Genomic DNA, 24,910 nt, shown 5'->3' on the forward strand with positions numbered 1-24,910 from the left:
CCTTGTTGTTATGGTTGCGGCATTCTCCCCAAGGCAGGGCTGGCAGGCATTGACCAAACACGCGCGAACTGAAAGTCTTTGGTCAATGCACGAGGAATCGCCATGTCCGTCACCGAGCCAGACGCCAGCTTCGTCCCGCTGACCCACTCCGCTACCTTGCGCCGCCTGCTCTACGAAGCGCTGACGGAGCTCGGCCTGGACCCTGGCCGGGTTTATCTTGGCGTCAACCAGCACCGCCGACTGGGACCACCGCCGGTGGACGGCCGCCTACGCCACGACGATGCGCCGCAATTCTGGCTGGCCGCCGACGCACTGATCGGCGACCCTGACATCGGCCTGCATCTGGGCGAGGTCATGAAGCCGCGCCTGCTCGATGTGGTGGGCTATCTGCTACTGGCCAGCCGTGACCTGGGCGAGGCTTTGGCGAGCTTCCTGCGTTTCCAGCACATCCTTTCCGGCGGCTTCGTCGCCCAGTTGCATGTGGAAGGTGCGGTGGCGCGCCTGGTGATCGACCTCAACTACCTGGGCTTCTCGTCGCTGCGCCAGCAGATGGAATGCCTGGCGCTGCTCTTCACCAAGCTGCTGGGCTTCATTACTGATGGTGAGTTCCGTCTGGACGGCGTGCAGTTCCGCCATGCCCGACCGGCGCGGGTGAGCGAACACCAGCGCTTGTTCGGTCTGTTGCCGGTATTCGGCCGCGAGCATGATGCCCTGCTGTTCCCGACGGCCCTGCTGAAGCGCCCGTCGCGCACCGCCAATCCAGAGTTGCACCAACTGCTCTGGAAGCACGCCGAGGCGCAGATGGAGGCGCTGGTGGGAAACGACCTGCTCAATCGCCTGCGTTACCTGCTGGGTGTTCGCCTGGGCAAGGCGGATTGCTCGCTGGAAGCCTGCGCGGCGGAGCTGGGTTTCAGCGCCGGCGGCTTGCAGCGGGCGCTGGCCGGACAGGGCAGCAGCCTGCGGGGGGTACGCGAGTCGGTGCAGCAGTTGCGCGCGGTGGAGCTGTTGCAAGAGGGCCGGGCCATGCGCGAGGTGGCCCGGGAGTGCGGCTTCTCCGAGCTGTCGCCCTTCTACCGGGCCTTTCGTCGTTGGTACGGGATGCCGCCGGAAGCCTGGCGCGCGCGTCTCGGCGCTGGCTAGCTCGGCTTTCGCCAGGCGCAGAAGCAACCCGCCGCCAGGGTGCTGCTGGCGCTTACCGGGCGGTTGTCGATCAAGGCTTCGAGAATGGGCTCGATGAAGCTGTTGGCCGAGTTGCAGACCGCGCCTTCGCTGTAGGGGCCGAAGTAGGCGAGGCGGCCGTCACGGTCCCAGATGCCCACAGCGGGCACCGCCGGCAGTTGCTCGGAACCAGGCATCATAGCCAGCGGCTGCAGAGCTTCCAGGCCAGGGGGCAAATGGCCTTTGCTGCCGGGTTTCTGCACCGCATGGAAGGTCACGCCCTGGGGCGTGAAGCGCTGAATCAGTTCGGCGAGATGCTGTTGGTTGCCGGCGTTGCAGGGGCAGGCCGGGTCCCAGAAGTGCACCAGGCGGATCGGGCCCGGGCCGGCGAGCTCGGCCGGTAGACGCAGCTGCTCGCCGGAGAACACCGTGGCCTGTGTATTGAAAGGGCGCACATAGCGCGACTCGTACCAGCGCAGGGCCAACAGGATGGCGCCGACGCAGGCGAGGAGGGCGAGGCTGGTGATCAGGGTTCTGGGATTGAGTGCACGCATTGTGACGGGCCTGTGCGGGGGCGCGTAGCTTGCCACGTTGCGTCGGGCAGCAGAATATCGGCAGCCGGCCAGGACCCCATGCGGTCCTGTGGACAGAATTGCCTCATCCAGGGAAAGCCCGATGCCAGACCCGTTCCAGCCCGATCTCCTGCGCCCGTTGTTGCGACCCTTGGCCGCAGGCGGCGCTGACCTGCGCCAGGCACAGACCTACCGCACCTTTTACCGGCTGGACTTTGCTACGCGCCATCCGGGGGTGCAGGCACGCCTGGGTTGCGTCGAGGCAGCCGGATACTCGCTGGTGACCCAGCTCTGGTTGCCGCCCGAGCCGCGCGCCAGCCTGGTGATGCTGCACGGTTACTACGACCACATGGGACTCTATGGCCATCTGGTGGACTGGGCGCTTGCCATGGGCTTCGCGGTGATCGCCTGCGACCTGCCCGGCCACGGGCTGTCCAGCGGGACGCGGGCCAGCATCGGCGATTTCGCCGAGTATCAGGCCGCTCTCCAGGCCCTGCTGGGCGAGGCTGACGCGTTGGGCCTGCCACAGCCCTGGCACCTGGCCGGGCAGAGCACCGGCGGTGCAATCCTGCTGGATTACCTGCTAACAGGTACGCCACGCCCGGAGCTGGGCGAGACCCTGCTGTTCGCCCCGTTGGTGCGGCCGCGTGCCTGGGCCTGGTCGAAGTTCAGCTATCAGTTGATGCGGCATTTCGTCGAAGGCATTCCCCGTCGATTCAGCGTCAACTCCAGCGATGCCGAGTTCATCGAATTCGTCCACCACAAGGACCCGCTGCAGCCACAAACCCTGCCCACTGCCTGGGTCGGTGCCCTGGCACGCTGGGTGCCCCGTATCGAGAAGGCGCAACGCAGCCGGCGCCGGCCGTTGGTGATCCAGGGGGACGGTGACATGACGGTGGACTGGCGTCACAACCTGGCGGTGCTGGCTGAAAAGTTCGACCAGCCCGAAGTGCTAATGCTGGAGGGGGCCGGCCATCACCTGGTGAATGAATCGCCGGCTTATCGGGAGCGGTACTTCAGTTTCTTGCGAGAAAGGCTGGGGTAGTTTTCGTAGGTGGGGGCGGAGCTGCTTGAAGGCCCCTTTGTCGGACTTCACTGCGCTCAGCGCCAACCTGCGAGAAACGTTCAGAGCCCCTGCTTGGCGGAGGCGTCCTGGCCCACGGCAAGGCCGGCCCGCACGGCGGCCAGCGCGGCCTGGTAGTAGGCCTTGCCGTCGGTTGATTCGGCAAAGGTGACGAACTCTTCCAGTTCCGGGTCGGAAAGGTCGCGATAGACGTAGAGCAGGGTGTTATCCAGATCGTTGCCGATCTGCTCCATCAGGCGCTGGCGCTGGCCATCGATCATGCCCTGGGCCTGGCCGCCACCGAGCAGGCCGGGAAGCATCTGACTCAGGCTGTCGGCAGCGACGCCGGCCAGCGCCAGGCTGACCTCCGCACCGGCTTCACGGGCCGGCAAGGCCTGGGCCAGGTGGCCAATGAGCAGACGGCGGGTGGCTTCGGCCTCGATGCGCGGCAGGCCATTGGCGTGCATCGCCAACTGGTCGCGGCGGGTGGCCAGGGTTTCTGCAGCAATGATCTTGCGGCCCAGTGGCGACTGGAAGAAGGTCAGTGCCGGACGCGGGTCCTGTAATTGGCTACGCAGCGCAACCTGGGCGCGCTGGTCGATGGCCTGGGGCTGGAAGCGACGGTTGCTGTTGTCCACCAGTGCCTGGTAGACCGCCGGCGGCAAGGTCTTCTGGTAACGCTGCTGGGCCGCCGTCAGGGCGTCGTTGAAGTGCGCGCGCTGCTCCGGCCAGCCGGCCGCCTGGTAAAGGCTGGCGTGGTCGTCGGCCAGGGCAGGCAAACCGAAGAGGAGGAGGGTGACGGCGAAGAGCAGGCGCATGGGGTCTCCTTGATGACGCAGTCCGCTGTTCGTATCGGACCCACGCGTACGGCATCGGTTCGGCGGGCAGGGCGGTGGCGGCGGGTGGGCGTTGCGGGGTTGAGCGTGCGGCTATTCTCAGCGGACTCGGGCTTTATTGTCGAGGTGTCGGAATCTTCATCGGTGTATGTAGGTAATTTCCTGCTCGCTGGTAGAATTCCGGAATCATGCCGCTACCCGCAGATCACCCCGTGCTCACCCCGATCGCTGATGACCTGGCCAGCCAGGGCTGGTCCCACCAGTGCCTGATGCTGCCCGTCGACCTCACCAATGCCCTCGCGGATGAGTGCCGTGCTCGCGGGGCTGCCGGAACACTCGCGCCCGCTTCCGTCGGGCGTGGCGAAGGGCAGCAGATTCGTGAAGGGGTGCGCGGTGATCGTATCCAGTGGCTGGAGCCCGGCCAGTCGGCCGCCAGTGATGCCTATCTTGCGTTGATGGACGAGTTGCGCCAGCTCCTCAACCGTGAGCTTTACCTGGGCCTGGAAGATTTCGAATGCCACTTCGCCTGCTATCCGCCCGGGGCCTTCTACCAGAAGCACCTGGACCGTTTCCGCGACGATGACCGCAGGGCCGTGTCGGTGGTGGCCTACCTGAATGCCGACTGGCAGCCGGAGCAGGGCGGTGCCTTGCGCCTGTACCTGGCGCAAGGTGAACGGGATGTGCTGCCCGAGGGCGGCAGCCTGGTGGTGTTCCTGTCCGCGGAACTGCCCCATGAGGTCCTGCCGGCGAACCGCGAGCGCCTGTCCCTCGCCGGATGGTTCCGTCGCCGCGGCGGGCCGCTCTGAAGCTCGTGCCTGTCAGTGGCCCCAGACCCTGAAGTTGCCGCGCAGGTCGGTGATATCGCGAATTTCCAGGCTACCGATCCGGCTTTCGCCAATGTGCATGTCGGCGGCGACCCGCACGCGGATGCGCTGGGCCGGAATGCCACTGCCCTGGAGTTGTTCGTTGATGGTGGTGAGATCGGGCAGTTCCAGGCGGACTTGCTGGGTACCGGCTGAGTTCTTCACCACGTCGACCTTCAGGGTCGGCTGATCGACGCCGAAGATGGGGAGCGTGAGGCCGAGTTGCGCAGCGCCCAGGGGAAAGCCGCCGCCCGCACCATTGGGGCAGTCGCCAGGCTTGAGGCAGCCGTTGTCGATGCGCACATTACGCAATGACAGGCTGCCGCCATCGTCGTTCCAGCTGATGCTGTCGATGCGCGCCATGACATCCAGGCGCAGGTTGATTCCGGCCTGGCCGCTGATTTCGCTGAGAGCCTGGTTATCCAGGGATTCAAGGGCTGCCTGGCCGGTGCCGCTGAGCAGGGCGGTGCCGCAAGCCAGTGCGAGTCGTAGGTAGTTCGTTGTTCTGGGCATGGCACGCTCCTGTACAGGTTGCGCGCAGTCTGGAGGGCCGCGGGAGCCACAGCCAGTGGCGAAGAGTGCTTCCCGCCGAAGGATGGGGAATCCTGTCGCCTGCCTTTGAGAACGGCTTGGCAGTTAACGGGCCCAGGCCCTACCTTCGATCAGGCGCCACTTCGCGCAGGTGGCGCAGTTGTTACCCGGGGTGACCTCGAAGGCGCCCCTCTGGAGATGAATATGCAGAAGATCCTGGTCAGTCGTTGCCTGCTTGGGCAGAAAGTACGCTATGACGGTGGCGCCCACGGCCCGTTCGACCTGTTGGAGCGCTGGCAGGCGGAGGGGCGCATCGTGCCGCTTTGCCCGGAAGTGGCCGGTGGCTTGCCGACGCCGCGGGCAGCGGCCGAGATCGCCGGCGGTCGCGGCGCCGCTGTGCTGGACGGCGAGCTGCCGGTGCTCACCGACGACGGCCAGGATGTGACCGACGCGTTCGTCACCGGTGCGCGCATCGCTCTGGATCTGGTGGCGCGTAACGGCATCCGTATCGCGTTGCTCAAGGCCCGCAGCCCATCCTGCGGCAATCGGGAAAACTATGACGGTAGTTTCAGCGGCGTTCGAGTCGCCGGTGAAGGCGTTACCGCCGCAGCCCTGCGCCGCGCGGGTGTCGAAGTCTTCAGCGAAGAGGAACTGGCCCAGGCGGCTGCACGCCTGGCCGAACTGGACGAAGACTGAGGTTCAACGCTTGGCGGCAGCCGGGGGCTGGCTGAGATCCTTGCCCAGCCATTGCGCAGACAACGCACCGAGCTTGCCCTCGCTGCGCAGCTTGGTCAGGGCGCGGTTGAGGGTGTCGCGGAAGGCGGGATTGCCCTTCTGGAAGGGAATCGTCATAGGCTGCGCCAGGTTGCCCTCGCTCTCGCTTACCGGGAAGACGTAGGGTTCGCTGAACTCCAGGGTCTGCTCGCCCTCAGCTGGTGCCGCGACGCGGTCCAGGGCAATGTCGTAGCGACCGCTCTGCAAGCCTTCGAGCATCTTGCCGTCGTCGTCCACGACGAACTCCGCATCCACATTCATCTCCGCAGCCAGGGCGCGCCCCAGCGCCACGTCGAAGCCGGTCAGTTTGTCGTTTTCCCGGTAGCTGTAGGGTGGATTGTTCTCCTCCAGGGCAATGCGCAGGCTGCCGCGTTCCCATACATCGTCAAGCAGTTCGGCCTGGGCCAGGGGGCTCAATAGGGCGAATAGAGTGGGCAGGCAGTAAAGCAGGCGCATGGGGAACTTCCTCGTCTCGTTATGTTTTTCGCTGGCGCGGGTGCAGCGCCTTGCTCGGACAGCGAGTGAACCTAACTGGTTGCATCGGGTCTGGTGTCTGGCTCACAAAAACATGGAGATGTGTAATGAGGACTTTGTCTTTCCTGAGCCTTGGCGCCCTGCTGCTTGGCGCCGCCACCGCCACCCACGCGGCTGTTCCGCGCACCCCGGCGCCGGATGGCGCAAAGGTGTACTTCATCGAACCGGCTGATGGCGCCACCGTTGGCCAGACCTTCACGGTGAAATTCGGCCTCCAGGGCATGGGCGTCGCGCCGGCTGGCGTCGATGCGCCCGCCACTGGCCATCACCACCTGCTGATTGACCTGGACCAGGCGCCAGCGATGGATATGCCCCTGCCCATGACCGATAACGTCCGCCACTTCGGCAAGGGCCAGACCGAAACCCAGGTCACCCTTCCGCCCGGCAAACACAGCCTGCAACTGCTGGTGGGGGACAAGAACCATGTGCCACTGGACCCGCCGGTGATAGCGGAAAAGATCACTGTGATCGTCAAGTAAAGACGCCGGAAAAGAAATAGGGAGGCCGAGGCCTCCCTTTTTCATGTCCGGCGAATAATCGCCGACTCGCAGCTGCCCCGATTCAGAAGAGGACTCGGCTGCGGATGGTGCCATTCACGTGCTGCAGCTTCTCGAGGGCGAGGTCCGAGTAGTCGGCATCGACATCGATCACCACGTAGCCGACTTTCTCGTCGGTCTGCAGGTACTGGCCGGAGATGTTGATGCCGTTGTCGGCGAACACCTTGTTGATCTCGCTCATCACGCCCGGCACGTTCTCGTGAATGTGCAGCAGGCGGTGCTTGCCCGGGTGGGACGGCAGGGCCACTTCCGGGAAGTTCACGGAGGACACCGAGGTGCCGTTGTCGCTGTACTTCACCAGCTTCTCGGCCACTTCCAGGCCGATGTTGGCCTGGGCTTCGGCAGTGGAGCCGCCGATGTGCGGGGTCAGGATCACGCGGTCCAGGCCACGCAGCGGGCTCTCGAACTCCTCGTCGTTGGACTTGGGTTCGACCGGGAACACGTCGATGGCGGCGCCGATCAGGTGCTCGTCCTTGATGGCTTCGGCCAGGGCGTCCAGCTTCACGACGGTGCCGCGGGCGGCGTTGATCAGGATGCCGCCCGGCTTGATGGCGCGGATTTCCTTCTCGCCGATCATCCACTGGGTGGATGGCAGCTCGGGCACGTGCAGGGAGACGATGTCGGACATGCCCAGCAGTTCGTGCAGGTTGCCCACCTGGGTGGCGTTGCCCAGCGGCAGCTTGGTCACGGTGTCATAGAAGAACACCTGCATGCCAAGCGCTTCGGCCAGCACGGAGAGCTGGGTGCCAATGGAGCCGTAGCCGACGATACCCAGCTTCTTGCCGCGGATTTCGAAGGAGTTGGCTGCGGACTTGATCCAGCCGCCGCGGTGGCAGGAGGCGTTCTTCTCCGGAATACCGCGCAGCAGCAGGATAGCCTCGGCCAGCACCAGTTCGGCTACCGAACGGGTATTGGAGTATGGGGCGTTGAATACGGCGATGCCACGCTCGCGGGCGGCATTGAGGTTGACCTGGTTGGTGCCAATGCAGAAGCAGCCGACGGCGATGAGCTTCTTGGCGCAGTCGAACACCTCGTCGGTGAGCTGGGTGCGCGAGCGGATGCCGATGAAATGCACGTCGGCGATCTTTTCCTTCAGTTCGTCACCCGAGAGTGCGCCCTTGAGGTACTCGATGTTGGTGTAGCCGGCGGCCTTCAGGGTGTCCACGGCGTTCTGGTGGACGCCTTCGAGGAGAAGGAACTTGATCTTGCTCTTTTCGAGAGAGGTCTTGCTCATCTGCGTACCTATGTATCCCGGTAAAAATGTCAGAAGCGGGCCGTGGGGGAGCGCGGGCTGCTACCCGGAAAGTCGGCTGGAGCGCACGATTCGCGGGGTGCGTATGCTAGCATGATCTCCTTTTTCCTTGCTCGGTTGCGACCTGAAACGTTCTCAGGGCGACCATGAATGATTTGAGAGTTTCGCTGATGACCAACGCTGCCCTGATCGAAGAGCTGAAGACCCTGGTTGAACCCGGCAAGGTGCTGACCGACGCCGCTTCCCTGGACGCCTATGGCAAGGACTGGACCAAGCATTTCGCCCCCGCGCCCAGCGCCATCGTGTTTCCCAAGAGCATCGAGCAGGTCCAGGCCATCGTTCGCTGGGCCAATCAGCACAAGGTGGCGCTGGTGCCGTCCGGCGGTCGTACCGGCCTGTCCGCTGCAGCCGTGGCGGCCAACGGCGAAGTGGTCGTCGCCTTCGACTATATGAACCAGATCCTCGAATTCAACGAGTTCGACCGCACCGTGGTCTGCCAGCCGGGCGTGATCACCGAGCAGCTGCAGAACTTCGCTGAGGAAAAGGGCCTGTACTACCCGGTGGACTTCGCTTCCGCCGGTTCCAGCCAGCTTGGCGGCAACATCGGCACCAATGCTGGCGGAATCAAGGTGATTCGCTACGGTATGACCCGCAACTGGGTCGCCGGCCTGAAAGTGGTCACTGGCGCCGGTGACCTGCTGGAGCTGAACAAGGACCTGATCAAGAACGCCACCGGCTACGACATGCGCCAGCTGTTCATCGGCGCTGAAGGCACCCTGGGCTTCGTGGTCGAAGCCACCATGCGCCTGGATCGCGCGCCGAAGAACCTCACTGCCATGGTGCTGGGGTCGCCGGACCTGGATTCCATCATGCCGGTGCTCCACGCCTTCCAGAGCAAGCTGGACCTCACCGCATTCGAGTTCTTCTCCGACAAGGCCATGGCCAAGGTCCTGGCTCGCGGCGACGTGCCGGCGCCCTTCGAGACCGATTGCCCGTTCTACGCGCTGCTGGAATTCGAAGCCGCCAGTGAAGAAGTCGCCAACGATGCCCTGGCCACCTTCGAGCACTGCGTCGAGCAGGGGTGGGTGCTGGACGGCGTCATGAGCCAGAGCGAGCAACAGCTGCAGAACCTTTGGAAGCTGCGCGAGTACATCTCCGAGACCATCTCCCACTGGACGCCATACAAGAACGACATTTCGGTCACCGTTTCCAAAGTGCCGGCCTTCCTGCACGACATCGATGCGATCGTCGAAGCCAATTACCCGGACTTCGAAGTGGTCTGGTTCGGCCACATCGGTGACGGCAACCTGCACCTGAACATTCTCAAGCCGGATAACCTGTCCAAGGACGAGTTCTTCGCCAAGTGCGCCACCGTGAACAAGTGGGTGTTCGAGACCGTGCAGAAGTACAACGGCTCCATCTCCGCCGAGCACGGCGTGGGGATGACCAAGCGCGATTACCTCGGCTATAGCCGCTCGGAGCCTGAGATTGCCGTGATGAAGGCGATCAAGGCAGTGTTCGATCCCAACGGGATCATGAACCCCGGAAAAATCTTTAGTTGAGCAGACAGGCAGGCGGTGGAGCGATCCACCGCCTGTTTCGTATGGATACCGTTCAGGAGTCGGTAAATGAGCTACCAGCACCAGTATGTCGATGGCACCCCTATCCACTTTTCCCTGGGCAAGGTGGTTTGCGTCGGTCGTAACTACGCCGAGCACGCCAAGGAACTGAACAATCCCGTGCCGACCGAACCGCTGCTGTTCATCAAGCCCGGTTCCTGCGTGGTGCCGCTGGTGGGTGGATTCAGCATTCCGCTGGATCGTGGTGCGGTGCACTACGAGGCAGAAATCGCTGTGCTGATCGGCAAGCCGCTGTCGCGCCGTCCCGATGAAGAGGAAGTGCGCGACGCCATTTCCGGCTTCGCCCCGGCACTGGACCTGACCCTGCGCGACGTGCAGGCGAAACTGAAGGAGAAGGGCCTGCCCTGGGAAATCGCCAAATCCTTCGATGGCGCCTGTGTGCTGGCGCCCTTCGTGCCGGGCGACGCCCCGGAGCGCCTCGACGACATCGGCATCCGCCTGAGCGTCAACGGAGAAGTCCGCCAGGACGGCAACAGCCGTGACATGCTCAACGCCATCCTGCCGCTCATCCAGCACATGGCCGGCCACTTCAGCCTGCAGCCGGGCGACGTCATCCTCACCGGTACTCCGGTGGGCGTTGGCCCGCTGAACCAGGGCGATGAGCTGGTGCTGGAGCTGGTAGGGCACAGCAGTTTCGAAAGCCGGGTCATCTGACCCGGCCGACCGCCGGTCGGGGTTTTACGGAACTTTCACTGGCATTTGGCTATCTCTTGCCGACCCCTTCTTCGAGTAGTACCCGATGCCGCGCCGCCTTCTGTCGTTCGTTCGCCGTCGCCGACTGATCCTGGGCCTGGTCGCCGTTGCAGCCGGCGCCACCGCGCTGACCCGGTACATGCACTGGGATGACCGTGCGCTGGTGTGGTTCGGCGAGCAGCAGGTGAGCCAGGAGCAGCGCGCCGCCAGCATCTGGCTGCCAGGCTACAAGGCCGTGCTGCAGGGCAAGCCCCTGGCGGGCCTGGAGAACGACGAAACCTCCGACCTGGCCTACAACCCGGTTACCGGTACCCTGTTCACCGTCACCGGCAAGTCACCCACCCTGGTGGAGCTGAGCCGAGACGGCGAGGTACTGCGCAAGATTCCACTGAAGGGCTTCTCCAACCCCGAAGGTGTAGCCGTGCTGGAAGGTGGCCATGTTGCGGTGACCGATGAACGCCGCCGCACCTTGTCGATTTTCGAGCTGGACCCGGAAACCCGCGAGTTGAGCGCCGGTAGTACGCCTGAGTTCGACCTCGGTTTCCCCGACTCGGGCAACAAGGGCTTCGAAGGCATCGCCTGGGACCCGGCCCAGGGCCGGCTTATTCTCGGCAAGGAGCGTGGCCCCGTTGCGTTGTTCAGCCTCGGCAGCGACGGCAGCGAAGGCCTCAGCGATGTACTTCGACCGTTGCCCAGCTATGGCCTGGGTATGCGCAATCTCTCCGCACTCAGCATCGATCCGCGCACCGGCCATCTGCTGGTGCTCTCCGCCCAGTCCAATCTGCTGCTGGAGCTGGACGAGCAGGGCGAGCCTGTCAGCTTCATCAGCTTGCTCGGCGGCATGAATGGCCTGGAAAACCGCATCCCCCGCGCCGAAGGCGTGGCCATGGACGAGAGTGGCGACATCTACGTCGTCAGTGAGCCAAACCTGTTCTACGTGTTCCGCAAGGAGTTGGTGGCCAGTGCCGGGTGGCGAGCCACCAGGTGAATCCTGATCACCGGGAGCGCCTGTCTTTAAGCTTCGCTTAAGGCCCTTTTAAGCCTCGTTTCAGCTGGCCGCCCTAGCCTGATCCCGTCATCTACGAACGCACGGGAACACCTCCATGAAAACCAAATACCTCGCTCTGCTGGCCGTACCGCTGTTCTCCACCGCCGCCTTGGCCAACAGCTACACCGGCCCCGGCGCCACTTCCCAGATCACCACTGTCGCGGCCGCGCTGGAGGCCGCCGACGATGCACCGGTGGTGCTGCAGGGGCAGATCGTCAAGCGCATCAAGGGTGATATCTATGAGTTCAAGGACTCCACTGGCACCATGAAAGTGGAAATCGACGATGAAGACTGGCCGCCGATGTCCATCGACGACAAGGCTACGGTCAAGCTGACCGGCGAAGTGGATCGCGACCTGATGGGTCGCGAGGTGGATGTGGAATTCGTCGAGCGGGTCAACTGATAAAACTCTGTGGGGGCGAATGATTTCGCCCCCACAAATGCCATTTCCCAGGGCCCCTCACGCCACGCTATCGAACCCCTGCAATACATTGATCGCGTTGATGCCGATCTCCTCCACCGCATAACCCCCTTCCATTACGAACAGCGTCTGCAGGCCGAGCTTGCCGATGATTTCGCCCATGCGCAGGTAGTCCGGGCTATCCAGCTTGAACTGCGAAATGGGGTCTTCCTTGTAGGTGTCCACACCCAGCGAAACCACCAGCGCATCTGGGGCGTATTCGGCGATCTGCCGGCAGGCGTCGGCGAGGGCGAGGCTCCATACCGACCAGTCGATGCCCGAGGCCAGTGGGTAGTTGAAATTGAAGCCTTCCCCCGCACCCACACCTTTTTCGTCGGCGAAGCCCAGGTAGTAGGGGTACTCGAAGCGCGGATCACCGTGGATCGAGGTGAAGAGTACGTCGGCGCGGTCGTAGAAGATGTCCTGGGTACCGTTGCCGTGGTGGTAGTCCACGTCCAGCACTGCGACCCGCTTGGCGCCAGCGTCCAGCATGGACTGCACGGCAATGGCGGCGTTGTTCAGGTAGCAGTAGCCGCCCATGTAGTCGGCGGCGGCGTGGTGGCCCGGTGGCCGGCACAGGGAGAAGATGCCGCGAGCACCTTTGCGCAGTTCCGCCTCGCCGCTGAGGGCAACATTGGCAGAGCTGGTGATGGCCTGCCAGGTGCCAGCGGTGATGGGCGCGCCAGCATCGAAGGAGTAGTAGCCCAAGCGCCCATCGATGTCGGTGGGTTCCACCTGGCGCAGGCGTCGGGTCGGCCAGGCGATGGGTAGCATGTCATGGCTGCGGCCCTTGGCCTGCCAGTCGCTCCAGGCGTTCTTCAGGAAGTTCACGAACCCTTCGCTGTGCACCCGCAGGATGGGCGACAGGCCGAAGTCAACTGGTGCCTGGATGGGGCCGAGGTTCACCGCCTTGGCGCGGTCCAGCACCATGTCGGCGCGGCTTGGCTTCTCGAAGCAGGGGGTGAATTGGCCCCCGATCAGTTCGTGCTTGCCGTGGTGCAGGTGGTGGTCGTCGGAATAGATCGTCAGCATCAGCGTCTCCTTTCGGCTAGCGGTTTCATCTGGGTCATTCGAATTCGGAGAATTGCACGTGCGGCGCCTTGCGGCGGAATCCGCTGGTCTGCACGGCGAGGTAGGCCACGCCTACGACGAACCAGCCGAGGCCGATCGCCAGGGTCAGGCCCGAGAGGCTGGTCCAGAGCCAGGCGATCAGGGCGAAACCGATGGCCGGGATCAGGCCGTAGCGCAACAGGTCACCCGACTGGCGCGGGCGGCGGTCGAACAGGTGGGTGCGAATCACCGCGAGGTTCACGGCGGAGAAGGCCACCAGGGCGCCGAAGCTGATCATCGAAGCGAGGGTCGCGAGGTCGATAACCACCGCCAGCAGCGATACAGCCGAGACAATCAGGATGGCAGTAGTCGGCGTCTGGAAGCGCCCGGACAGGGTGCCGAACAGGCGACGCGGAAGGATGCCGTCGCGACCCATGCTGTAGAGGATGCGCGACACCGAGGCCTGGGAAGCCAGGGCCGAGCCGACGGAGCCGGCAACATAGATGGCAGTGAAGAAGGCCGCGAGGAACTGGCCACCGGCTTTCAGCATCACTTCATTGGCCGCGGCGTCCACGTCCTGGAAGGCGCTGCCGGGGAATACCAACTGGGCGACGAGCGCCAGGACGAAGAACAGCACGCCGGCAATCAGGGTGGTGATGACGATGGCGCGCGGGATGTCGCGCCTCGGATCGCGGGCTTCCTCGGCCAGCGTCGATACCGCATCGAACCCGAGGAACGACAGGCAGAGCACTGCCGCACCAGCCATCAGGGGCGCCAGGCCGGGCTGGCTACCGTCGCCGACGAAGGGCGCGGTGAAATCGATGGGGGCACCGAACAGGCTCTTGCCGGCCATGGCCAGGAACACCAGGACGAAGATCACCTGGGCGGCCACGATCAGGTTGCTCATGCTCGACACCGAATTGATGCCGCGAACATTCAGTGCGGTGACCAGGGCAATGGCGCTGACCACGAAGACCCAGGCCGGTACTTCGGGGAAGGCCACGTTGAGGAACAGGCCGATCACCAGGTAGTTGATCATCGGCAGGAACAGGTAATCCAGCAGCAGCGACCAGCCAGTGAGGAAGCCCGCGCCGGCGCCGAAGCTGAGGCTGGTATAGGAGTACGCGGAGCCGGCGATGGGATAGCGACGGACCATGAAGCTGTACGACAAGGCGGTGAAGATCATCGCCAGCAGAGTGACCACGTAGGCCAGGGCGGTGCGGCCGCCAGTCATCTGCGTGACCACGCCGTAGGTGGTGAAGATGGTCAGCGGCACCATGTAGACGAGGCCGAAGAACACCAGGGCGGGCAGCCCGAGTATCCGGCGCAGGGAGGTTCCCTGGGCGCTGTGGGTGAAATCGTTGGGCACGCTGCCGCTGTTTTCGAGGCCGGCGGACGGGGTGGGCATTTATTCTTCTCTCCAATCTACTGCGCGCCGCTGGGCGGCGCCTGGGTCGCGATGCGAGCCATCCATGCGCGTGCGAGGCCGGGTCCGTTGCGCATCCGGCTGTGCGCGGGCATTCAGTAAGGGTGGAGTTGCGGCGTCCGTTGGACGGAAGAGGGAAGGGCGGTTCGAGGAGCAGGTGCACGGGACATCGTCATATCTCTCTAGCCATTTTTTTTGTTGAATCGGCGCCGCAGTGAGGCGCCCGCTAGTGGCATGCGCTTCGATTTTGTCAGCGCCCGGCAAGTCGAAGAACCCCGCAAAGGGTCAAAAAGGGATCGAAATGGCCAATATGGCTGGCCGGAGTAACGACTCTCTCTAAGAAAGAAGGAACCAGTGCGTAGGGTGTCCTGCGCTCCGCCAGTCCATCATTCGAGGGTTCGGAGGGCGCCATGGGTCGATCTGAAAAGCGACAGCTCCCCGGCAAGCTCTGGGCGTGAACCGGGGGGCGACAGGCGAGAATGGGAAGGGTGCGCTGCGCGCACCCTTCCGAATGGGGCTTACTTCTTCAGCTTCGTCCATACCTTGCTGCGCAGGCTCAGGGCCTTGGGCGAGCAGAGCTTGAAGGTACGCAGGCGATCAAGCTTGTCTTGCGGGGTGTTGATGGCCGGATCGTCGAACAGCTCCTTCTCCATGAACTTGTCCGAGCCCTCGATGGCGTTGTTGTACTTGGCGAAGTTGGAGGCGGCGGCGATGTTCTCCGGCAGCATCATCCAGTTGATGAAGGCGTGGGCTTCCTCGACGTTCACCGCGTCCTTGGGGATCACGAGGTTATCGATGAAGACGTGGATGCCTTCCTTCGGATAGACGTAGACCAGGCTTTCGCGCTGGGCGTGGGCGCGATGGAAGGCGCCGTTCCACTGCATGTGCATGGCCACTTCGCCGGCGGCCATGCGCTCGATGGTGCCATCGCTGTTGTACATCGCGAGCAGCGGCTTCTGTGCCAGCAGGAGGTCCTGGATCTTCTTCGCTTCCTTCGGATCTTCGGTGCACTGGTCGATCGACAGATAGTGAGACGCGGCTATGTACAGGTCTTCGATTGAGTTCAACGCGACAACCTTGCCCTTCAGTTCGGCCGATGGCTCGAAGAAGGGCTTCCAGCTCTCGTCCAGCTTGCCGCCCGGCACCTGCTTGCTGTCATAGCTGTAGCCGGTGGTGCCCCAGAGGTAAGGCACGCTGTAGTCGTGGCCAGGGTCGAAGTCGAGAGTCTGGAAGTTGGCCTTGAGGTTCTTCAGGTTGGGTAGCTTGGTCTTGTCGAGTTTCTGCAGCAGTCCGTCACCGGCCATGATCTGGATGAAGCTATCGGACGGCACCACCACGTCGTAGGCGCCGCCGCCTGCCTTGAGCTTGGCCAGCAAGGTCTCGTTGCTGTCGTAGGCATCCAGGGTGGCCTTGATGCCGGTGTCCTTCTCGAATTTCTTCAACAGCTCCGGCGGGTAGTAGTCCGACCAGTTGGCGAAGTGCAGGGTCCCTGCCGCCTGGGCCGAGCCGGCAAGGCCGGAGGCGAACAGTACGGCAAGTGCGAGCGGGGTACGACGTGTCATGGTCAAGCTCCTTGCTGGTCGAGGACGGGTCAGCGCTTGCGCTGCCCGACGTAGTAGGACAATGCAACGAAAGCTATGGAAATCACGAGGATAATCGAGGATATCGCGTTGATCTTTGGCGAAATACCCATTCTGATCGAGCTGAAGATGTACACCGGCAGGGTCGTGGAACCGGCGCCGGCGACGAAGTAGGTGATGACGAAGTCGTCCATGGAAATGATGAACGCGAGCATGGCGCCGGAAAGGATGCCGGGCATCAGCAGCGGGAAGGTCACCTTCCAGAAAGCCTTCCAGGGGGAGGCGTAGAGATCGGCTGCGGCTTCGGCCAGGCGCGGGTCCATGCCTTCCAGGCGGGCGCGGATTGGCAAGTAGGCGAATGGAATGCAGAACACCACGTGGGCGATAAGGATGGTGAACAGCGAAAGCTTCAGGCCGATGAAGGCGAAGAACATCAGGGTGGCCACGGCGGTGACGATCTCCGGCACCAGCAGCGGCAGGCCGAGCACCCCGCTCATCAATGTCTGTCCGCGGAAGGCGCGGCCGCGCATCCCCAGGGCGGCGAGGGTGGCCAGGGCGGTGGCGATCAGTGTGGCGAAGGTGGCAACGATCAGCGAGTTCTTCGCAGCGCGGACGATTTCCGGATCGTTGGCTACCACCGAGTACCACTTGAGGCTGAAGCTTTCCCAGATCGTCGCCGACTGCCCGCCGTTGAAGCTCAGTGCCACCAGCACCAGGATCGGTACATAGAGGAAGGCGAAGAACAGCCAGGCGGTGGGGCGTACGCCGGTGAATCGCCAGAGCGGGTTCTGCATGTTCATGGATGGCCTCCGCCGGCGGCCTGCTTGAAGCGCAGGCTGTAGAGCAGCATCGCCAGCAACACGAAGCCGAGCAGGGCGAAGGACAGTGCCGCGCCCAGTGGCCAGTTGTGGGATGCACCGAACTGCAGCTGGATCAGGTTGCCGATCATCAGTGACTTACCACCCCCGAGCAGCTCGGGAATGATGTAGTTGCCGAGCGACGGGATGAACACCAGGATCGCGCCGGCGACTATGCCGGGCATGGCCAGCGGTACGATGACTCGGCGCAGGGCCTGGAAACGGTTGGCACCGAGGTCGAAGGCGGCTTCCACCAGGCGCCAGTCGAGCTTCTCCAGGCTGGTGTAAATGGGCAGCACCATGAACGGCAAGAAGGTGTAGAGCAGGCCGATTACCACCGCCACATCCGTGTACAGCAGGCCGAGCGCGCCGTCCGAGAGCCCGAATACGCCGAGGCCGCTGTCCACCAGACCGCCGTTGCGTAGCAGCAGGATCCACGCATAGACCCGCACCAGCAGGTTGGTCCAGAAGGGAACGGTGACCAGGAACAGCAGCAGGTTGCGTTTGCGCTCGCTCTGTAGCGCCAGATAGAGCGCGGTGGGGAAGCCGATCAGCAGGCAGCCGGCAGTGGTCAGTACCGACAGCCAGAACGAGCGCTGGAAGATCTGCAGGTAGTCGGTGTTGAACACCAGGCTGTCATCCAGATCGCGTTCGTAGAGGAAGTTGACATAGGCCTCCAGCGAATACTGGTCCCATTTCACGCCGCCATAGTCGCCCGGGGCCAGGATCGACACCAGGAACATGATCCCCAGTGGGAGCACCAGGAACACCAGCAGGGCGAGCATGGCCGGGCTGGTCAGTGCCAGGCGCCGACGTAATTGGCGGCGTTCCGCCTGGGCGCGCAGGGTGCTCATTCGACCAGTACCCGGATGGCTTCACCGGGTACCTGTACTCGCACCTTCTCACCGGCCGAATAGACGTTCAGCGCGCCATTGCGGTTCTGCTGGCGAACTCGGAAGCCGCTCTGCCCGGCGATATTCAGGTGGTACACGGTATCGGTGCCGACATAGACCACGTTCTCGATCTCACCTGCCAGGTTGCCCTGCTCGTCTAGGCAGGTGCGCTCCGGACGGATCGCCAGGGTCACGGCACCACGGCGCGGGCTGAAGGCGCTGAGCAACTGACCGTCGGGCAACAGCACTCCGCGTTCCAGGGCTTCGCCCTCCAGGAAGTTGGTTTCGCCGATGAAGTCCGCCACCGTGCGATTCAGGGGCGCTTCGTAGATTTCCGTCGGAGTGCCGACCTGGAGGACGCGACCCTTGCTCATCACCGCGATGCGGTCGGACATGGTCAGGGCTTCTTCCTGGTCATGGGTAACGAAGATGAAGGTGATGCCGGTCTCGTGCTGCAGGCGTTTGAGCTCGATCTGCATTTCCTTGCGCAGTTTCTGGTCCAGCGCAGAGAGCGATTCGTCCAGTAGCAGCACCTTGGGCTTGTTGGCCAGCGCGCGCGCCAAAGCGATGCGCTGCTGCTGGCCGCCGGAAAGCTGGTCGGCGCGGCGTTTGCCCACATTCGGTAACTTCACCAGTTCCAGCATGCGCTGCACCGTCTGCTCGATTTCGCTGCGGGAGAGCCCGCGCATCTCCAGGCCGAAGGCGATGTTCTGGGCCACGGTCATGTGGGGGAACAGGGCGTAGCTCTGGAACACGGTGTTGACCGGGCGGCGGAATGGCGGGAGGCCCTGCATCGGCTCGCCGTACAGGCGGATGGCGCCGGAGCTGGGTTGCTCGAAGCCCGCGATGAGCCTCAAGAGAGTGGTCTTGCCGCAGCCGGACGGGCCGAGCAGGGTGAAGAACTCGTTGGCGCGGATTTCCAGGGAAACATCGTCGAGGGCCTTCACGCCCTGCCCCGGATCACCGAACTCCATGCACACACGTTCGACGCTGATCGCGCTAGTCATGCTGATCACAAGCTCTAAGGATTTGTTCTTATTGGGCTTTTCTTTTTCTGCTGGTGAAGCGGCCCTTGTTTGTCCCGATTCTGTCAGCAGCCTAGTAGGTGCAGAACGATAGATCAGGTCAAAAGGGGATATTTTCGGCCAAGTTGCGGGCGGTGATTAAGGTTGCGAAGCGGCGAGAAGGAGCCTGCGGGGGCGAGTTCATTCGCCCCCGCAATGGCCTCTGGCGGGCCTAGCGGCGATACAGGCTCGGTGACTGCCCGCTCCAGCGCTGGAAGGCATGCCGGAAGCTCGCGGTTTCGCTGTAGCCGAGCTGTTCGGCGATCAGGTAGATGGGCAGGTCGGTCTGCACCAGCAACTGGCGCGCCTTGTCGTAGCGCACTTCGTCCAGCAGGCGCTGGAAACTGGTGTTCAGCTGCTGCAGGTGGCGACGCAGGGTGCGCTCGGAGCGGTGCAACTGGCGCGCGACGCTGTCCAGGTCGCATGCGTCGCGCAGGTTGCCGGCCAGGTGGTGGCGGATCTGGTCGAGCACGTCATGGCGGCTGTTGAGTTGGGCGTCCAGCTTCAGGCATTGCTGCAGGCCGTAGTGGCAGGTCACCGGGTCGGCCAGGGGCAGGGTCCGGTCGAGCAGGGCTGCATCGAAGCAGAGGGCATTGCGGGAGGCTCCGAATTCAGCTGGGCAGCCAAGTATCTGTTCATAGGTGGCGGCATGCAGCGGCGGGCGATAGGACAGGCAGACCCGCGCCGGGCGAATGCTGGTGCCGAGCAGGTCCTGCAATACGGTGAGCAGCGAGGTCAGGCAAAGTTCGCTGTTGAACACCGTCAGCTCGGGCGCGTAGCGGTAGCCGACCGCAACGAGGCACGCCTCGCCGTCATTTTCCTCCAGGCTCAGCTTGAAGTAGGTGCCCAGCAGCGCCGGATGCCCGAGGGCGATGGTCAGGGCATCGCGCAGGGTGCGGCTGGCGAGCATCGGGTAGCCGAGCATGCCGTAGGCGGATACGTGCATGCGCAGGCCGAGGGACAGGCCCAGCGAGGGATCGCGGGTGATCGCCAGGGCATTGGCGAAGACGCGCAATTCCTGGGCGTGGGTGATCAGTTTGTCGGGAGTGTCGAGATCGGCGCAGCAAACGCCACTGCCGTCGAGCAGGAGCTGGCGGTCGGTGCCGCTGCTGGCCAATGTGGTCACGGCCAGGGCGATAGTGTGCAGAGTGGTGAGTGCGCGCTCTTCCGGTAGCAGCGAGGTGGCCATGTCCGTCCCCTTTTGTAACGCCCGCCATATCCTGTCCGCGGGCTTTAAGCTTCAATTCAGGTAGAAGTCCGGTGCGCTCTGTATCCTTCGCCGCGTCCTGAACCCCAGAGTCCTGATCGATGCGTTCATTCTTGACCCCGTGGCGCCTGGTCAGCGCTTTCCTGGTGCTACTGCTGGTGCTGCTCGGTATTGCCGCCCAGCAGTTCCGGCTTTTCGAACGCGGTCTGTTCGCGCTGCAAGAATGGCGCCACGCCGCCGAGTGGCGGGAGCGTTCCATCTGGCTGCCGGACTACCAGGTGGCCATCGAGGCCAAGCCCATCGAGGGATTGTCGGACGACGTCTCCGCGCTGACCTACGACCCGGATCGCCACAGCCTCTTTACCGTTACCAACCAGCGTCCGGAAATCATCGAGCTGTCCCTCGACGGGAACCTGATTCGCCGCATCCAGTTGGTGGGTTTTGGCGACCCGGAAGCCATCGAGTACATCAGCAAGGGCGTCTACGTGATCACCGACGAGCGCCTGCAGCGTCTCATCAAGGTGCGTGTCGAAGAGAACACCACCTCCATCGATGCCAGTGCGTCGCAGCAGCTGTCCCTGGGCATCGGCCTTTCTGGAAACAAGGGCTTCGAGGGCCTGGCCTACGACTCCATCGGGCAGCGCCTGTTCGTGGCCAAGGAACGCGACCCGGTGCGCATCTACGAGATCCACGGATTCCCCCATACCAATCCGGACAAGCCGTTCGCGGTGCACGTGGTGGACGACCCGAAGCGTGATGCCCGGCTCTTCGTTCGTGACCTTTCCAGCCTGCAATACGAGGAGCGCAGCGGCCATTTGCTGGCGCTGTCGGACGAGTCGCGGCTGGTGCTGGAGCTTAACGCCGATGGCCGCCCAATCAGCACGCTCTCTCTGCTGCGTGGCATGCACGGCCTGCAGCGAGCGGTGCCGCAGGCCGAAGGGGTGGCCATGGATAACGACGGCAACCTCTATCTGGTCAGCGAGCCGAACCTGTTCTACGTGTTCCGTAAGCAGGCAAGCGACTGATCAGCTTTCGTCGTTTAGGGTGGCGCCGGGGGCGTTGTTTCTTACCGATTCGATGCCCGCGCTGGCGCTGGAGGAGCTGGCGTACATCTGGCTCTGGCCGATGACCTGGCCGTTGGTGGCCTTGAGCACGAAATAGAACTTGCCGTTGCTGGCGGTCTTGCTTTCAAAGGCACCGTCGCGAGCAGCGTTCTTGCGGACCGACTCGATACCGTTCAAGGCGGAATCCTTGGCCTTGTACAGTTCACTGGTGAGGATGGTTTCGCCGTTGCCGGCGTTCAGATTGAAGTGGAACTGGCCATCGTTGGCCTTCTTCAGGTGGAATTTCCCGGCCATGGGGCACCTCCTCGTTCGTGGCAGTGGACGGCGCCGAGAGACGCCGTAGCCAACAAATCTAGACGGTTTCCCGCAGGCCGGGAGCCCGCGTCAGGCGGTCATGCTCCTGACGCCGTCCTTGGTGCCGAGCAGCAGCAGGTCGGCCGCGCGAGCAGCGAACAGGCCGTTGGTGACCACGCCGACGATGTTGTTGATCTGCTCTTCGAGCTTCACCGGGCTGTCGATCTGCAGGTTGTGCACATCGAGGATGATGTTGCCGTTGTCGGTCAACACGCCTTCGCGGTAAACCGGGTCGCCGCCCAGTTTCACCAGCTGGCGAGCCACATGGCTGCGGGCCATGGGGATGACTTCCACCGGCAGCGGGAAGGCGCCAAGCAGCGGAACCAGCTTGCTCTCGTCGGCGATGCAGATGAAGGTCTTGGCTACCGCCGCGACGATCTTCTCGCGGGTGAGGGCAGCGCCACCGCCTTTGATCAGTTCGAGGCGCTCGTTGCTCTCGTCGGCGCCGTCGACATAGAACTCCAGGTCGCTGACGCCGTTCAGGTCGTATACGGGAATGCCGTGCCCCTTCAGGCGCTGGGCCGTGGCCTCGGAGCTGGCTACGGCGCCGTCGAAGGCCATCTTGTGCTGAGCCAGCAGATCGATGAAGAAGTTGGCGGTAGAGCCGGTGCCGACACCGACGATGCTCTTTTCACCGAGCTTGGGGAGGATGAAGTCGATGGCGGCCTGGGCGACGGCCTGCTTGAGCTGGTCCTGGGTCATGCTGGGGAGGTCCGATAGGAGGAGTGTCGAGGGCGCGAATTATAGCCGGTCGGCTGGGCAAAACCCCGCATTCTCTGTGGTCGCCCGACGAATCCCTGCTGTAGACTCGGCCCTCCCGTGAAATGCCCGCCAGTGAAGCCGCGATGCTCGAAGAATACGTGAAGAAGACCCTGACCTCGCGCGTCTACGACGTCGCCGTGGAAACCCCGCTGCAGCCCGCCCGCCAGCTCACCGAGCGCCTGGGCAACCAGATCCTCCTCAAGCGTGAGGACCTGCAACCGGTCTATTCCTTCAAGATTCGAGGCGCTTACAACAAGATCGCCCAGCTCTCCCGCGAGGAGCTGAATCGAGGTGTGGTCACTGCATCGGCTGGCAACCATGCCCAGGGCGTTGCTCTGGCAGCCCGCGAGCTGGGCGTGAAAGCGACGATCGTGATGCCGCGCACTACACCGGAGTTGAAGGTGCAGGGCGTTCGCGCCCGCGGCGGCAAGGTTGTACTGCACGGTGATGCCTTCCCCGAGGCGCTGGCCCACTCGCTGAAGCTGGTGGAAGAGAAAGGCTACGTCTACATCCATCCCTACGATGATCCGGAAGTGATCGCCGGCCAAGGCACCGTGGCGATGGAGATACTTCGCCAACACCCCGGCCGCCTGGACGCCATTTTCGTGCCGGTGGGAGGCGGCGGCCTGGTCGCGGGCATCGCCGCCTTCGTCAAATACCTGCGCCCCGAGGTGAAGGTAATCGGCGTCGAGCCGGACGATTCCAACTGCCTGCAGGCCGCCATGGCCGCTGGCGAGCGTGTGGTGCTGGGACAGGTCGGGTTGTTCGCCGATGGTGTTGCCGTGGCGCAGATCGGCCAGCACACCTTCGATATCTGCAAACAGCATGTGGATGAGGTGATCACCGTCAGCACCGACGAAATCTGTGCGGCGATCAAGGACATCTACGACGATACCCGTTCCATCACCGAGCCCGCCGGCGCCCTCGCGGTGGCGGGGATCAAGAAGTACGTCGAGCGTGAAGGCGTGCGCGACCAAACCCTGGTGGCTATCGACTCCGGCGCCAACATCAACTTCGACCGCCTGCGTCATGTGGCTGAGCGCGCCGAGCTGGGCGAGAAGCGCGAGGCGATCATCGCCGTGACCATTCCGGAGCGCCCGGGCAGCTTCAAGGCTTTCTGCGAGGCCATCGGCAAGCGTCAGATCACCGAGTTCAACTACCGCTACAACACCGACGCCGAAGCGCACATCTTCGTTGGCGTGCAGACTCACCCGGAAACCGACCCACGTGCGGTTCTGGTGGAAAACCTGCGCAGCCAGGGCTTCCCGGTGCTGGACCTCACCGACAACGAGTTGGCCAAGCTGCATATCCGTCACATGGTCGGCGGGCACGCAGCGCGAATCAGCGATGAACTGGTATTCCGTTTCGAGTTCCCCGAGCGTCCGGGTGCGCTGTTCAACTTCCTCAACAAGCTGGGTGGCCGCTGGAACATCACCATGTTCCATTACCGCAACCACGGCGCAGCCGACGGTCGTGTGGTGGCCGGTCTGCAGGTTCCGGCCGAGGAGCGCTCGCTGGTGCATGCCGCCCTCGACGAGATCGGCTATCCCTACTGGGATGAGAGCGACAACCCGGCATACCAGCTCTTCCTGGGCTGACGTAAACCGGGGTGCTGGATTGGGCGGCTGCTAGGCTTTGACTCAGCCGCCCACGCTGACAAGGACCCGTTTCATGGAAAACTATCTGGTATTTCGCATCCTCCACGGCCTGGCCACCGTGCTGTTCTTCGGCGGGTTGGCAGGGCTGGGGTGGTATGGCTGGCGCAATTTTCGCTCCGGCGATGCCGCGCTGATTGGACCGAGCCTGCGGCGCATCCTGCTGGTTGGCGTGCCGCTGCTGATTCTCGCCGCCGTATCACTGCCGGTCAGCGGCTGGTGGATGGTCAACCTGGCTGGTCTGCCGCTGGGTCAGACCTGGTTGCTCGGCGGCGCCATCCTCTACCTGTTCGGTTGTATCGCGTGGCTGTTGCTGTTCCGGCGTGTTGCTCGACTGCGGGAGCAGGCTCTGGCCGATGGCGGACCAGCTTCCGCACCTGTTCGCCGCAGCCTCAAGTTCGGTGCTGCCTACGGTATGGCCGGCCTGCTGCTGTTCATCTCCGTGCTGGCAATGATGCTGGCCAAACCGCTTTGATGCGGTGCAAGCGCCAGGCATGACCCTCTATTTCCTGCTCAAGACCTTCCATGGCTTGCTGGCCGCCGTGCTCTTCGGCGCGGCGCTGACTGGGCTGTTCTTTGCCCGTCGGGCGTGGAAAGAGGCTGATCCTCGGCAAATGGCCGCGACCTTCGCTTCTCTGGTGAGGCTGGAATTCTGGTTGATCGCCAGTTCCGCGGTGCTCTTGCCGTTGAGTGGCGTGGCGCTGGCCAATGTCGGAGGCTGGCCGTTGGGTCAGCGATGGTTGTTGTGGAGTGTAGGAATCTATCTACTGGCTGCGCTCTGCTGGCTGCCTCTGCTCTGGCTGCAGGTGCGTATACGCAACCTGGCGCGCCGGGCGCTTCGGGATGGCACGCCTCTCGCGCCTCAGGTGGCCAGCCATGTGGCTGTGCGCACCTGGCTGGCGGTTCTCGCGTTGGTATTGCTGGTGGTGGTGTACGCGCTGATGGTGGTCAAGCCGCTCTGACCGACCCGGGCCGGCTTTCCTCGTAGGGTGCGCTGCGTGTTCAGCCGGGACACAT

Annotated in this window: 27 protein-coding genes; 13 read left to right on the forward strand and 14 right to left on the reverse strand. The window is 63.6% G+C overall.

All coding sequences use genetic code 11. The features are described 5' to 3' along the window. Positions 1 to 102 precede the first annotated feature (102 nt). A complete protein-coding gene (locus SA496_RS27390) occupies positions 103 to 1,140 on the forward strand; it encodes an AraC family transcriptional regulator (RefSeq protein ID WP_120653581.1) in 1,038 nt (345 codons plus the stop codon). On the opposite strand, the gene SA496_RS27395 is transcribed toward SA496_RS27390, so the two are convergent. Then, positions 1,137 to 1,712, reverse strand: coding sequence for a DUF6436 domain-containing protein (locus SA496_RS27395; protein WP_330114765.1), 576 nt, complete (start codon positions 1,710 to 1,712; stop codon positions 1,137 to 1,139). The genes SA496_RS27390 and SA496_RS27395 overlap by 4 nt on opposite strands. 121 nt (positions 1,713 to 1,833) lie before the next feature. Here SA496_RS27395 and SA496_RS27400 point away from each other — a divergent pair, with 121 nt between their 5' ends. After that, positions 1,834 to 2,775, forward strand: a complete 942-nt coding sequence (locus SA496_RS27400) for an alpha/beta hydrolase (RefSeq protein ID WP_120653579.1) — start codon at positions 1,834 to 1,836, stop codon at positions 2,773 to 2,775. Between the two features lie 80 nt (positions 2,776 to 2,855). Here SA496_RS27400 and SA496_RS27405 read toward each other — a convergent pair whose 3' ends face one another. Further along, positions 2,856 to 3,611, reverse strand: a complete 756-nt coding sequence (locus SA496_RS27405; RefSeq protein ID WP_330114766.1) for a hypothetical protein — start codon at positions 3,609 to 3,611, stop codon at positions 2,856 to 2,858. Positions 3,612 to 3,817: 206 nt separating this feature from the next. Here SA496_RS27405 and SA496_RS27410 point away from each other — a divergent pair, with 206 nt between their 5' ends. After that, positions 3,818 to 4,435, forward strand: coding sequence for a 2OG-Fe(II) oxygenase (locus tag SA496_RS27410; protein ID WP_120653577.1), 618 nt, complete (start codon positions 3,818 to 3,820; stop codon positions 4,433 to 4,435). 12 nt (positions 4,436 to 4,447) lie between these two features. Here SA496_RS27410 and SA496_RS27415 read toward each other — a convergent pair whose 3' ends face one another. After that, positions 4,448 to 5,005 (reverse strand): DUF6160 family protein, encoded by a 558-nt coding sequence (locus SA496_RS27415; RefSeq protein ID WP_330114767.1) that lies wholly within the window; start codon positions 5,003 to 5,005, stop codon positions 4,448 to 4,450. Between the two features lie 222 nt (positions 5,006 to 5,227). Here SA496_RS27415 and SA496_RS27420 point away from each other — a divergent pair, with 222 nt between their 5' ends. Then, positions 5,228 to 5,719 (forward strand): DUF523 domain-containing protein, encoded by a 492-nt coding sequence (locus SA496_RS27420; RefSeq protein WP_330114768.1) that lies wholly within the window; start codon positions 5,228 to 5,230, stop codon positions 5,717 to 5,719. Between the two features lie 3 nt (positions 5,720 to 5,722). Here the strand turns inward: SA496_RS27420 and SA496_RS27425 are convergent, their stop codons facing one another. Then, a complete protein-coding gene (locus tag SA496_RS27425; protein ID WP_120653574.1) occupies positions 5,723 to 6,253 on the reverse strand; it encodes a transporter substrate-binding domain-containing protein in 531 nt (176 codons plus the stop codon). A 125-nt stretch (positions 6,254 to 6,378) separates the two neighbouring features. Here SA496_RS27425 and SA496_RS27430 point away from each other — a divergent pair, with 125 nt between their 5' ends. Continuing rightward, positions 6,379 to 6,810, forward strand: a complete 432-nt coding sequence (locus SA496_RS27430) for a DUF4399 domain-containing protein (RefSeq protein WP_280358634.1) — start codon at positions 6,379 to 6,381, stop codon at positions 6,808 to 6,810. An 82-nt stretch (positions 6,811 to 6,892) separates the two neighbouring features. Here the strand turns inward: SA496_RS27430 and serA are convergent, their stop codons facing one another. Further along, positions 6,893 to 8,122, reverse strand: a complete 1,230-nt coding sequence (gene serA / locus SA496_RS27435; RefSeq protein ID WP_120653572.1) for a phosphoglycerate dehydrogenase — start codon at positions 8,120 to 8,122, stop codon at positions 6,893 to 6,895. A gap of 188 nt (positions 8,123 to 8,310) precedes the next feature. Here serA and SA496_RS27440 point away from each other — a divergent pair, with 188 nt between their 5' ends. The 4 genes from SA496_RS27440 (at position 8,311) to SA496_RS27455 (ending at position 11,924) form a co-directional block, all read left to right on the forward strand. Then, a complete protein-coding gene (locus SA496_RS27440; protein WP_120653571.1) occupies positions 8,311 to 9,702 on the forward strand; it encodes an FAD-binding oxidoreductase in 1,392 nt (463 codons plus the stop codon). 66 nt (positions 9,703 to 9,768) lie between these two features. Further along, positions 9,769 to 10,434, forward strand: coding sequence for a fumarylacetoacetate hydrolase family protein (locus tag SA496_RS27445; RefSeq protein ID WP_153918731.1), 666 nt, complete (start codon positions 9,769 to 9,771; stop codon positions 10,432 to 10,434). A gap of 85 nt (positions 10,435 to 10,519) precedes the next feature. Next, the gene (locus SA496_RS27450) at positions 10,520 to 11,461 is read left to right on the forward strand and encodes an SdiA-regulated domain-containing protein (protein WP_120653569.1); all 942 of its coding nucleotides are present in this window, start codon (positions 10,520 to 10,522) and stop codon (positions 11,459 to 11,461) included. Positions 11,462 to 11,576: 115 nt separating this feature from the next. Then, positions 11,577 to 11,924: a NirD/YgiW/YdeI family stress tolerance protein gene (locus tag SA496_RS27455; RefSeq protein ID WP_120653568.1), complete on the forward strand. Its 348-nt coding sequence runs from the start codon at positions 11,577 to 11,579 to the stop codon at positions 11,922 to 11,924. A 57-nt stretch (positions 11,925 to 11,981) separates the two neighbouring features. Here SA496_RS27455 and SA496_RS27460 read toward each other — a convergent pair whose 3' ends face one another. The 7 genes from SA496_RS27460 to SA496_RS27490 form a co-directional block, all read right to left on the reverse strand. Further along, positions 11,982 to 13,013: a histone deacetylase family protein gene (locus SA496_RS27460; protein WP_120653567.1), complete on the reverse strand. Its 1,032-nt coding sequence runs from the start codon at positions 13,011 to 13,013 to the stop codon at positions 11,982 to 11,984. Between the two features lie 34 nt (positions 13,014 to 13,047). Further along, the gene (locus tag SA496_RS27465) at positions 13,048 to 14,439 is read right to left on the reverse strand and encodes an APC family permease (protein ID WP_153918737.1); all 1,392 of its coding nucleotides are present in this window, start codon (positions 14,437 to 14,439) and stop codon (positions 13,048 to 13,050) included. 536 nt (positions 14,440 to 14,975) lie between these two features. Further along, positions 14,976 to 16,019, reverse strand: a complete 1,044-nt coding sequence (locus tag SA496_RS27470; protein ID WP_120653565.1) for an ABC transporter substrate-binding protein — start codon at positions 16,017 to 16,019, stop codon at positions 14,976 to 14,978. 29 nt (positions 16,020 to 16,048) lie between these two features. Then, positions 16,049 to 16,837: an ABC transporter permease gene (locus tag SA496_RS27475; RefSeq protein WP_153918739.1), complete on the reverse strand. Its 789-nt coding sequence runs from the start codon at positions 16,835 to 16,837 to the stop codon at positions 16,049 to 16,051. Next, positions 16,834 to 17,748: an ABC transporter permease gene (locus SA496_RS27480; RefSeq protein ID WP_330114770.1), complete on the reverse strand. Its 915-nt coding sequence runs from the start codon at positions 17,746 to 17,748 to the stop codon at positions 16,834 to 16,836. The genes SA496_RS27475 and SA496_RS27480 overlap by 4 nt, the downstream gene beginning before the upstream one ends. Then, a complete protein-coding gene (locus SA496_RS27485) occupies positions 17,745 to 18,794 on the reverse strand; it encodes an ABC transporter ATP-binding protein (RefSeq protein WP_330114771.1) in 1,050 nt (349 codons plus the stop codon). The genes SA496_RS27480 and SA496_RS27485 overlap by 4 nt, the downstream gene beginning before the upstream one ends. Before the next feature lie 229 nt (positions 18,795 to 19,023). Continuing rightward, positions 19,024 to 20,040, reverse strand: a complete 1,017-nt coding sequence (locus SA496_RS27490; protein WP_120653562.1) for an AraC family transcriptional regulator — start codon at positions 20,038 to 20,040, stop codon at positions 19,024 to 19,026. Between the two features lie 119 nt (positions 20,041 to 20,159). Here SA496_RS27490 and SA496_RS27495 point away from each other — a divergent pair, with 119 nt between their 5' ends. After that, positions 20,160 to 21,083, forward strand: coding sequence for an SdiA-regulated domain-containing protein (locus SA496_RS27495; RefSeq protein ID WP_120653561.1), 924 nt, complete (start codon positions 20,160 to 20,162; stop codon positions 21,081 to 21,083). Here SA496_RS27495 and SA496_RS27500 read toward each other — a convergent pair whose 3' ends face one another. Together SA496_RS27500 and rpiA are read right to left on the reverse strand one after the other, a co-directional pair. Further along, the gene (locus tag SA496_RS27500; protein WP_120653560.1) at positions 21,084 to 21,416 is read right to left on the reverse strand and encodes a YegP family protein; all 333 of its coding nucleotides are present in this window, start codon (positions 21,414 to 21,416) and stop codon (positions 21,084 to 21,086) included. 90 nt (positions 21,417 to 21,506) lie between these two features. After that, on the reverse strand, positions 21,507 to 22,178 hold the full coding sequence (gene rpiA, locus SA496_RS27505; protein ID WP_120653559.1) for a ribose-5-phosphate isomerase RpiA: 672 nt from the start codon (positions 22,176 to 22,178) through the stop codon (positions 21,507 to 21,509). Positions 22,179 to 22,321: 143 nt separating this feature from the next. Here rpiA and ilvA point away from each other — a divergent pair, with 143 nt between their 5' ends. From ilvA to SA496_RS27520, 3 genes are all read left to right on the forward strand, one after another. Continuing rightward, a complete protein-coding gene (ilvA, locus tag SA496_RS27510; protein ID WP_256660882.1) occupies positions 22,322 to 23,836 on the forward strand; it encodes a threonine ammonia-lyase, biosynthetic in 1,515 nt (504 codons plus the stop codon). Positions 23,837 to 23,909: 73 nt separating this feature from the next. Then, a complete protein-coding gene (locus tag SA496_RS27515; protein ID WP_153918747.1) occupies positions 23,910 to 24,368 on the forward strand; it encodes a DUF2269 domain-containing protein in 459 nt (152 codons plus the stop codon). 19 nt (positions 24,369 to 24,387) lie between these two features. Further along, positions 24,388 to 24,855, forward strand: coding sequence for a DUF2269 domain-containing protein (locus tag SA496_RS27520; RefSeq protein WP_120653556.1), 468 nt, complete (start codon positions 24,388 to 24,390; stop codon positions 24,853 to 24,855). Positions 24,856 to 24,910: the final 55 nt, after the last annotated feature.

Origin of the sequence: Pseudomonas sp. JS3066, assembly GCF_036328175.1 — a bacterium.
Classification (GTDB): domain Bacteria; phylum Pseudomonadota; class Gammaproteobacteria; order Pseudomonadales; family Pseudomonadaceae; genus Metapseudomonas.

What these genes read in the sequence shown, in the direction of transcription:
- SA496_RS27430 (WP_280358634.1), top strand. Translation starts at nt 6,379, where the DNA reads ATGAGGACTTTGTCTTTCCTGAGCCTTGGCGCCCTGCTGCTTGGCGCC.
- SA496_RS27440 (WP_120653571.1), top strand. Translation starts at nt 8,311, where the DNA reads ATGACCAACGCTGCCCTGATCGAAGAGCTGAAGACCCTGGTTGAACCC.
- SA496_RS27515 (WP_153918747.1), top strand. Translation starts at nt 23,910, where the DNA reads ATGGAAAACTATCTGGTATTTCGCATCCTCCACGGCCTGGCCACCGTG.
- SA496_RS27470 (WP_120653565.1), bottom strand. Translation starts at nt 16,019, where the DNA reads ATGACACGTCGTACCCCGCTCGCACTTGCCGTACTGTTCGCCTCCGGC.
- SA496_RS27405 (WP_330114766.1), bottom strand. Translation starts at nt 3,611, where the DNA reads ATGCGCCTGCTCTTCGCCGTCACCCTCCTCCTCTTCGGTTTGCCTGCC.
- SA496_RS27465 (WP_153918737.1), bottom strand. Translation starts at nt 14,439, where the DNA reads ATGCCCACCCCGTCCGCCGGCCTCGAAAACAGCGGCAGCGTGCCCAAC.
- SA496_RS27500 (WP_120653560.1), bottom strand. Translation starts at nt 21,416, where the DNA reads ATGGCCGGGAAATTCCACCTGAAGAAGGCCAACGATGGCCAGTTCCAC.
- SA496_RS27390 (WP_120653581.1), top strand. Translation starts at nt 103, where the DNA reads ATGTCCGTCACCGAGCCAGACGCCAGCTTCGTCCCGCTGACCCACTCC.
- SA496_RS27445 (WP_153918731.1), top strand. Translation starts at nt 9,769, where the DNA reads ATGAGCTACCAGCACCAGTATGTCGATGGCACCCCTATCCACTTTTCC.
- SA496_RS27490 (WP_120653562.1), bottom strand. Translation starts at nt 20,040, where the DNA reads ATGGCCACCTCGCTGCTACCGGAAGAGCGCGCACTCACCACTCTGCAC.
- SA496_RS27450 (WP_120653569.1), top strand. Translation starts at nt 10,520, where the DNA reads ATGCCGCGCCGCCTTCTGTCGTTCGTTCGCCGTCGCCGACTGATCCTG.
- SA496_RS27425 (WP_120653574.1), bottom strand. Translation starts at nt 6,253, where the DNA reads ATGCGCCTGCTTTACTGCCTGCCCACTCTATTCGCCCTATTGAGCCCC.
- SA496_RS27415 (WP_330114767.1), bottom strand. Translation starts at nt 5,005, where the DNA reads ATGCCCAGAACAACGAACTACCTACGACTCGCACTGGCTTGCGGCACC.
- SA496_RS27460 (WP_120653567.1), bottom strand. Translation starts at nt 13,013, where the DNA reads ATGCTGACGATCTATTCCGACGACCACCACCTGCACCACGGCAAGCAC.
- SA496_RS27480 (WP_330114770.1), bottom strand. Translation starts at nt 17,748, where the DNA reads ATGAGCACCCTGCGCGCCCAGGCGGAACGCCGCCAATTACGTCGGCGC.
- SA496_RS27420 (WP_330114768.1), top strand. Translation starts at nt 5,228, where the DNA reads ATGCAGAAGATCCTGGTCAGTCGTTGCCTGCTTGGGCAGAAAGTACGC.
- SA496_RS27495 (WP_120653561.1), top strand. Translation starts at nt 20,160, where the DNA reads ATGCGTTCATTCTTGACCCCGTGGCGCCTGGTCAGCGCTTTCCTGGTG.
- SA496_RS27520 (WP_120653556.1), top strand. Translation starts at nt 24,388, where the DNA reads ATGACCCTCTATTTCCTGCTCAAGACCTTCCATGGCTTGCTGGCCGCC.
- SA496_RS27485 (WP_330114771.1), bottom strand. Translation starts at nt 18,794, where the DNA reads ATGACTAGCGCGATCAGCGTCGAACGTGTGTGCATGGAGTTCGGTGAT.
- rpiA (WP_120653559.1), bottom strand. Translation starts at nt 22,178, where the DNA reads ATGACCCAGGACCAGCTCAAGCAGGCCGTCGCCCAGGCCGCCATCGAC.
- SA496_RS27410 (WP_120653577.1), top strand. Translation starts at nt 3,818, where the DNA reads ATGCCGCTACCCGCAGATCACCCCGTGCTCACCCCGATCGCTGATGAC.
- SA496_RS27400 (WP_120653579.1), top strand. Translation starts at nt 1,834, where the DNA reads ATGCCAGACCCGTTCCAGCCCGATCTCCTGCGCCCGTTGTTGCGACCC.
- serA (WP_120653572.1), bottom strand. Translation starts at nt 8,122, where the DNA reads ATGAGCAAGACCTCTCTCGAAAAGAGCAAGATCAAGTTCCTTCTCCTC.
- ilvA (WP_256660882.1), top strand. Translation starts at nt 22,322, where the DNA reads ATGCTCGAAGAATACGTGAAGAAGACCCTGACCTCGCGCGTCTACGAC.
- SA496_RS27455 (WP_120653568.1), top strand. Translation starts at nt 11,577, where the DNA reads ATGAAAACCAAATACCTCGCTCTGCTGGCCGTACCGCTGTTCTCCACC.
- SA496_RS27475 (WP_153918739.1), bottom strand. Translation starts at nt 16,837, where the DNA reads ATGAACATGCAGAACCCGCTCTGGCGATTCACCGGCGTACGCCCCACC.
- SA496_RS27395 (WP_330114765.1), bottom strand. Translation starts at nt 1,712, where the DNA reads ATGCGTGCACTCAATCCCAGAACCCTGATCACCAGCCTCGCCCTCCTC.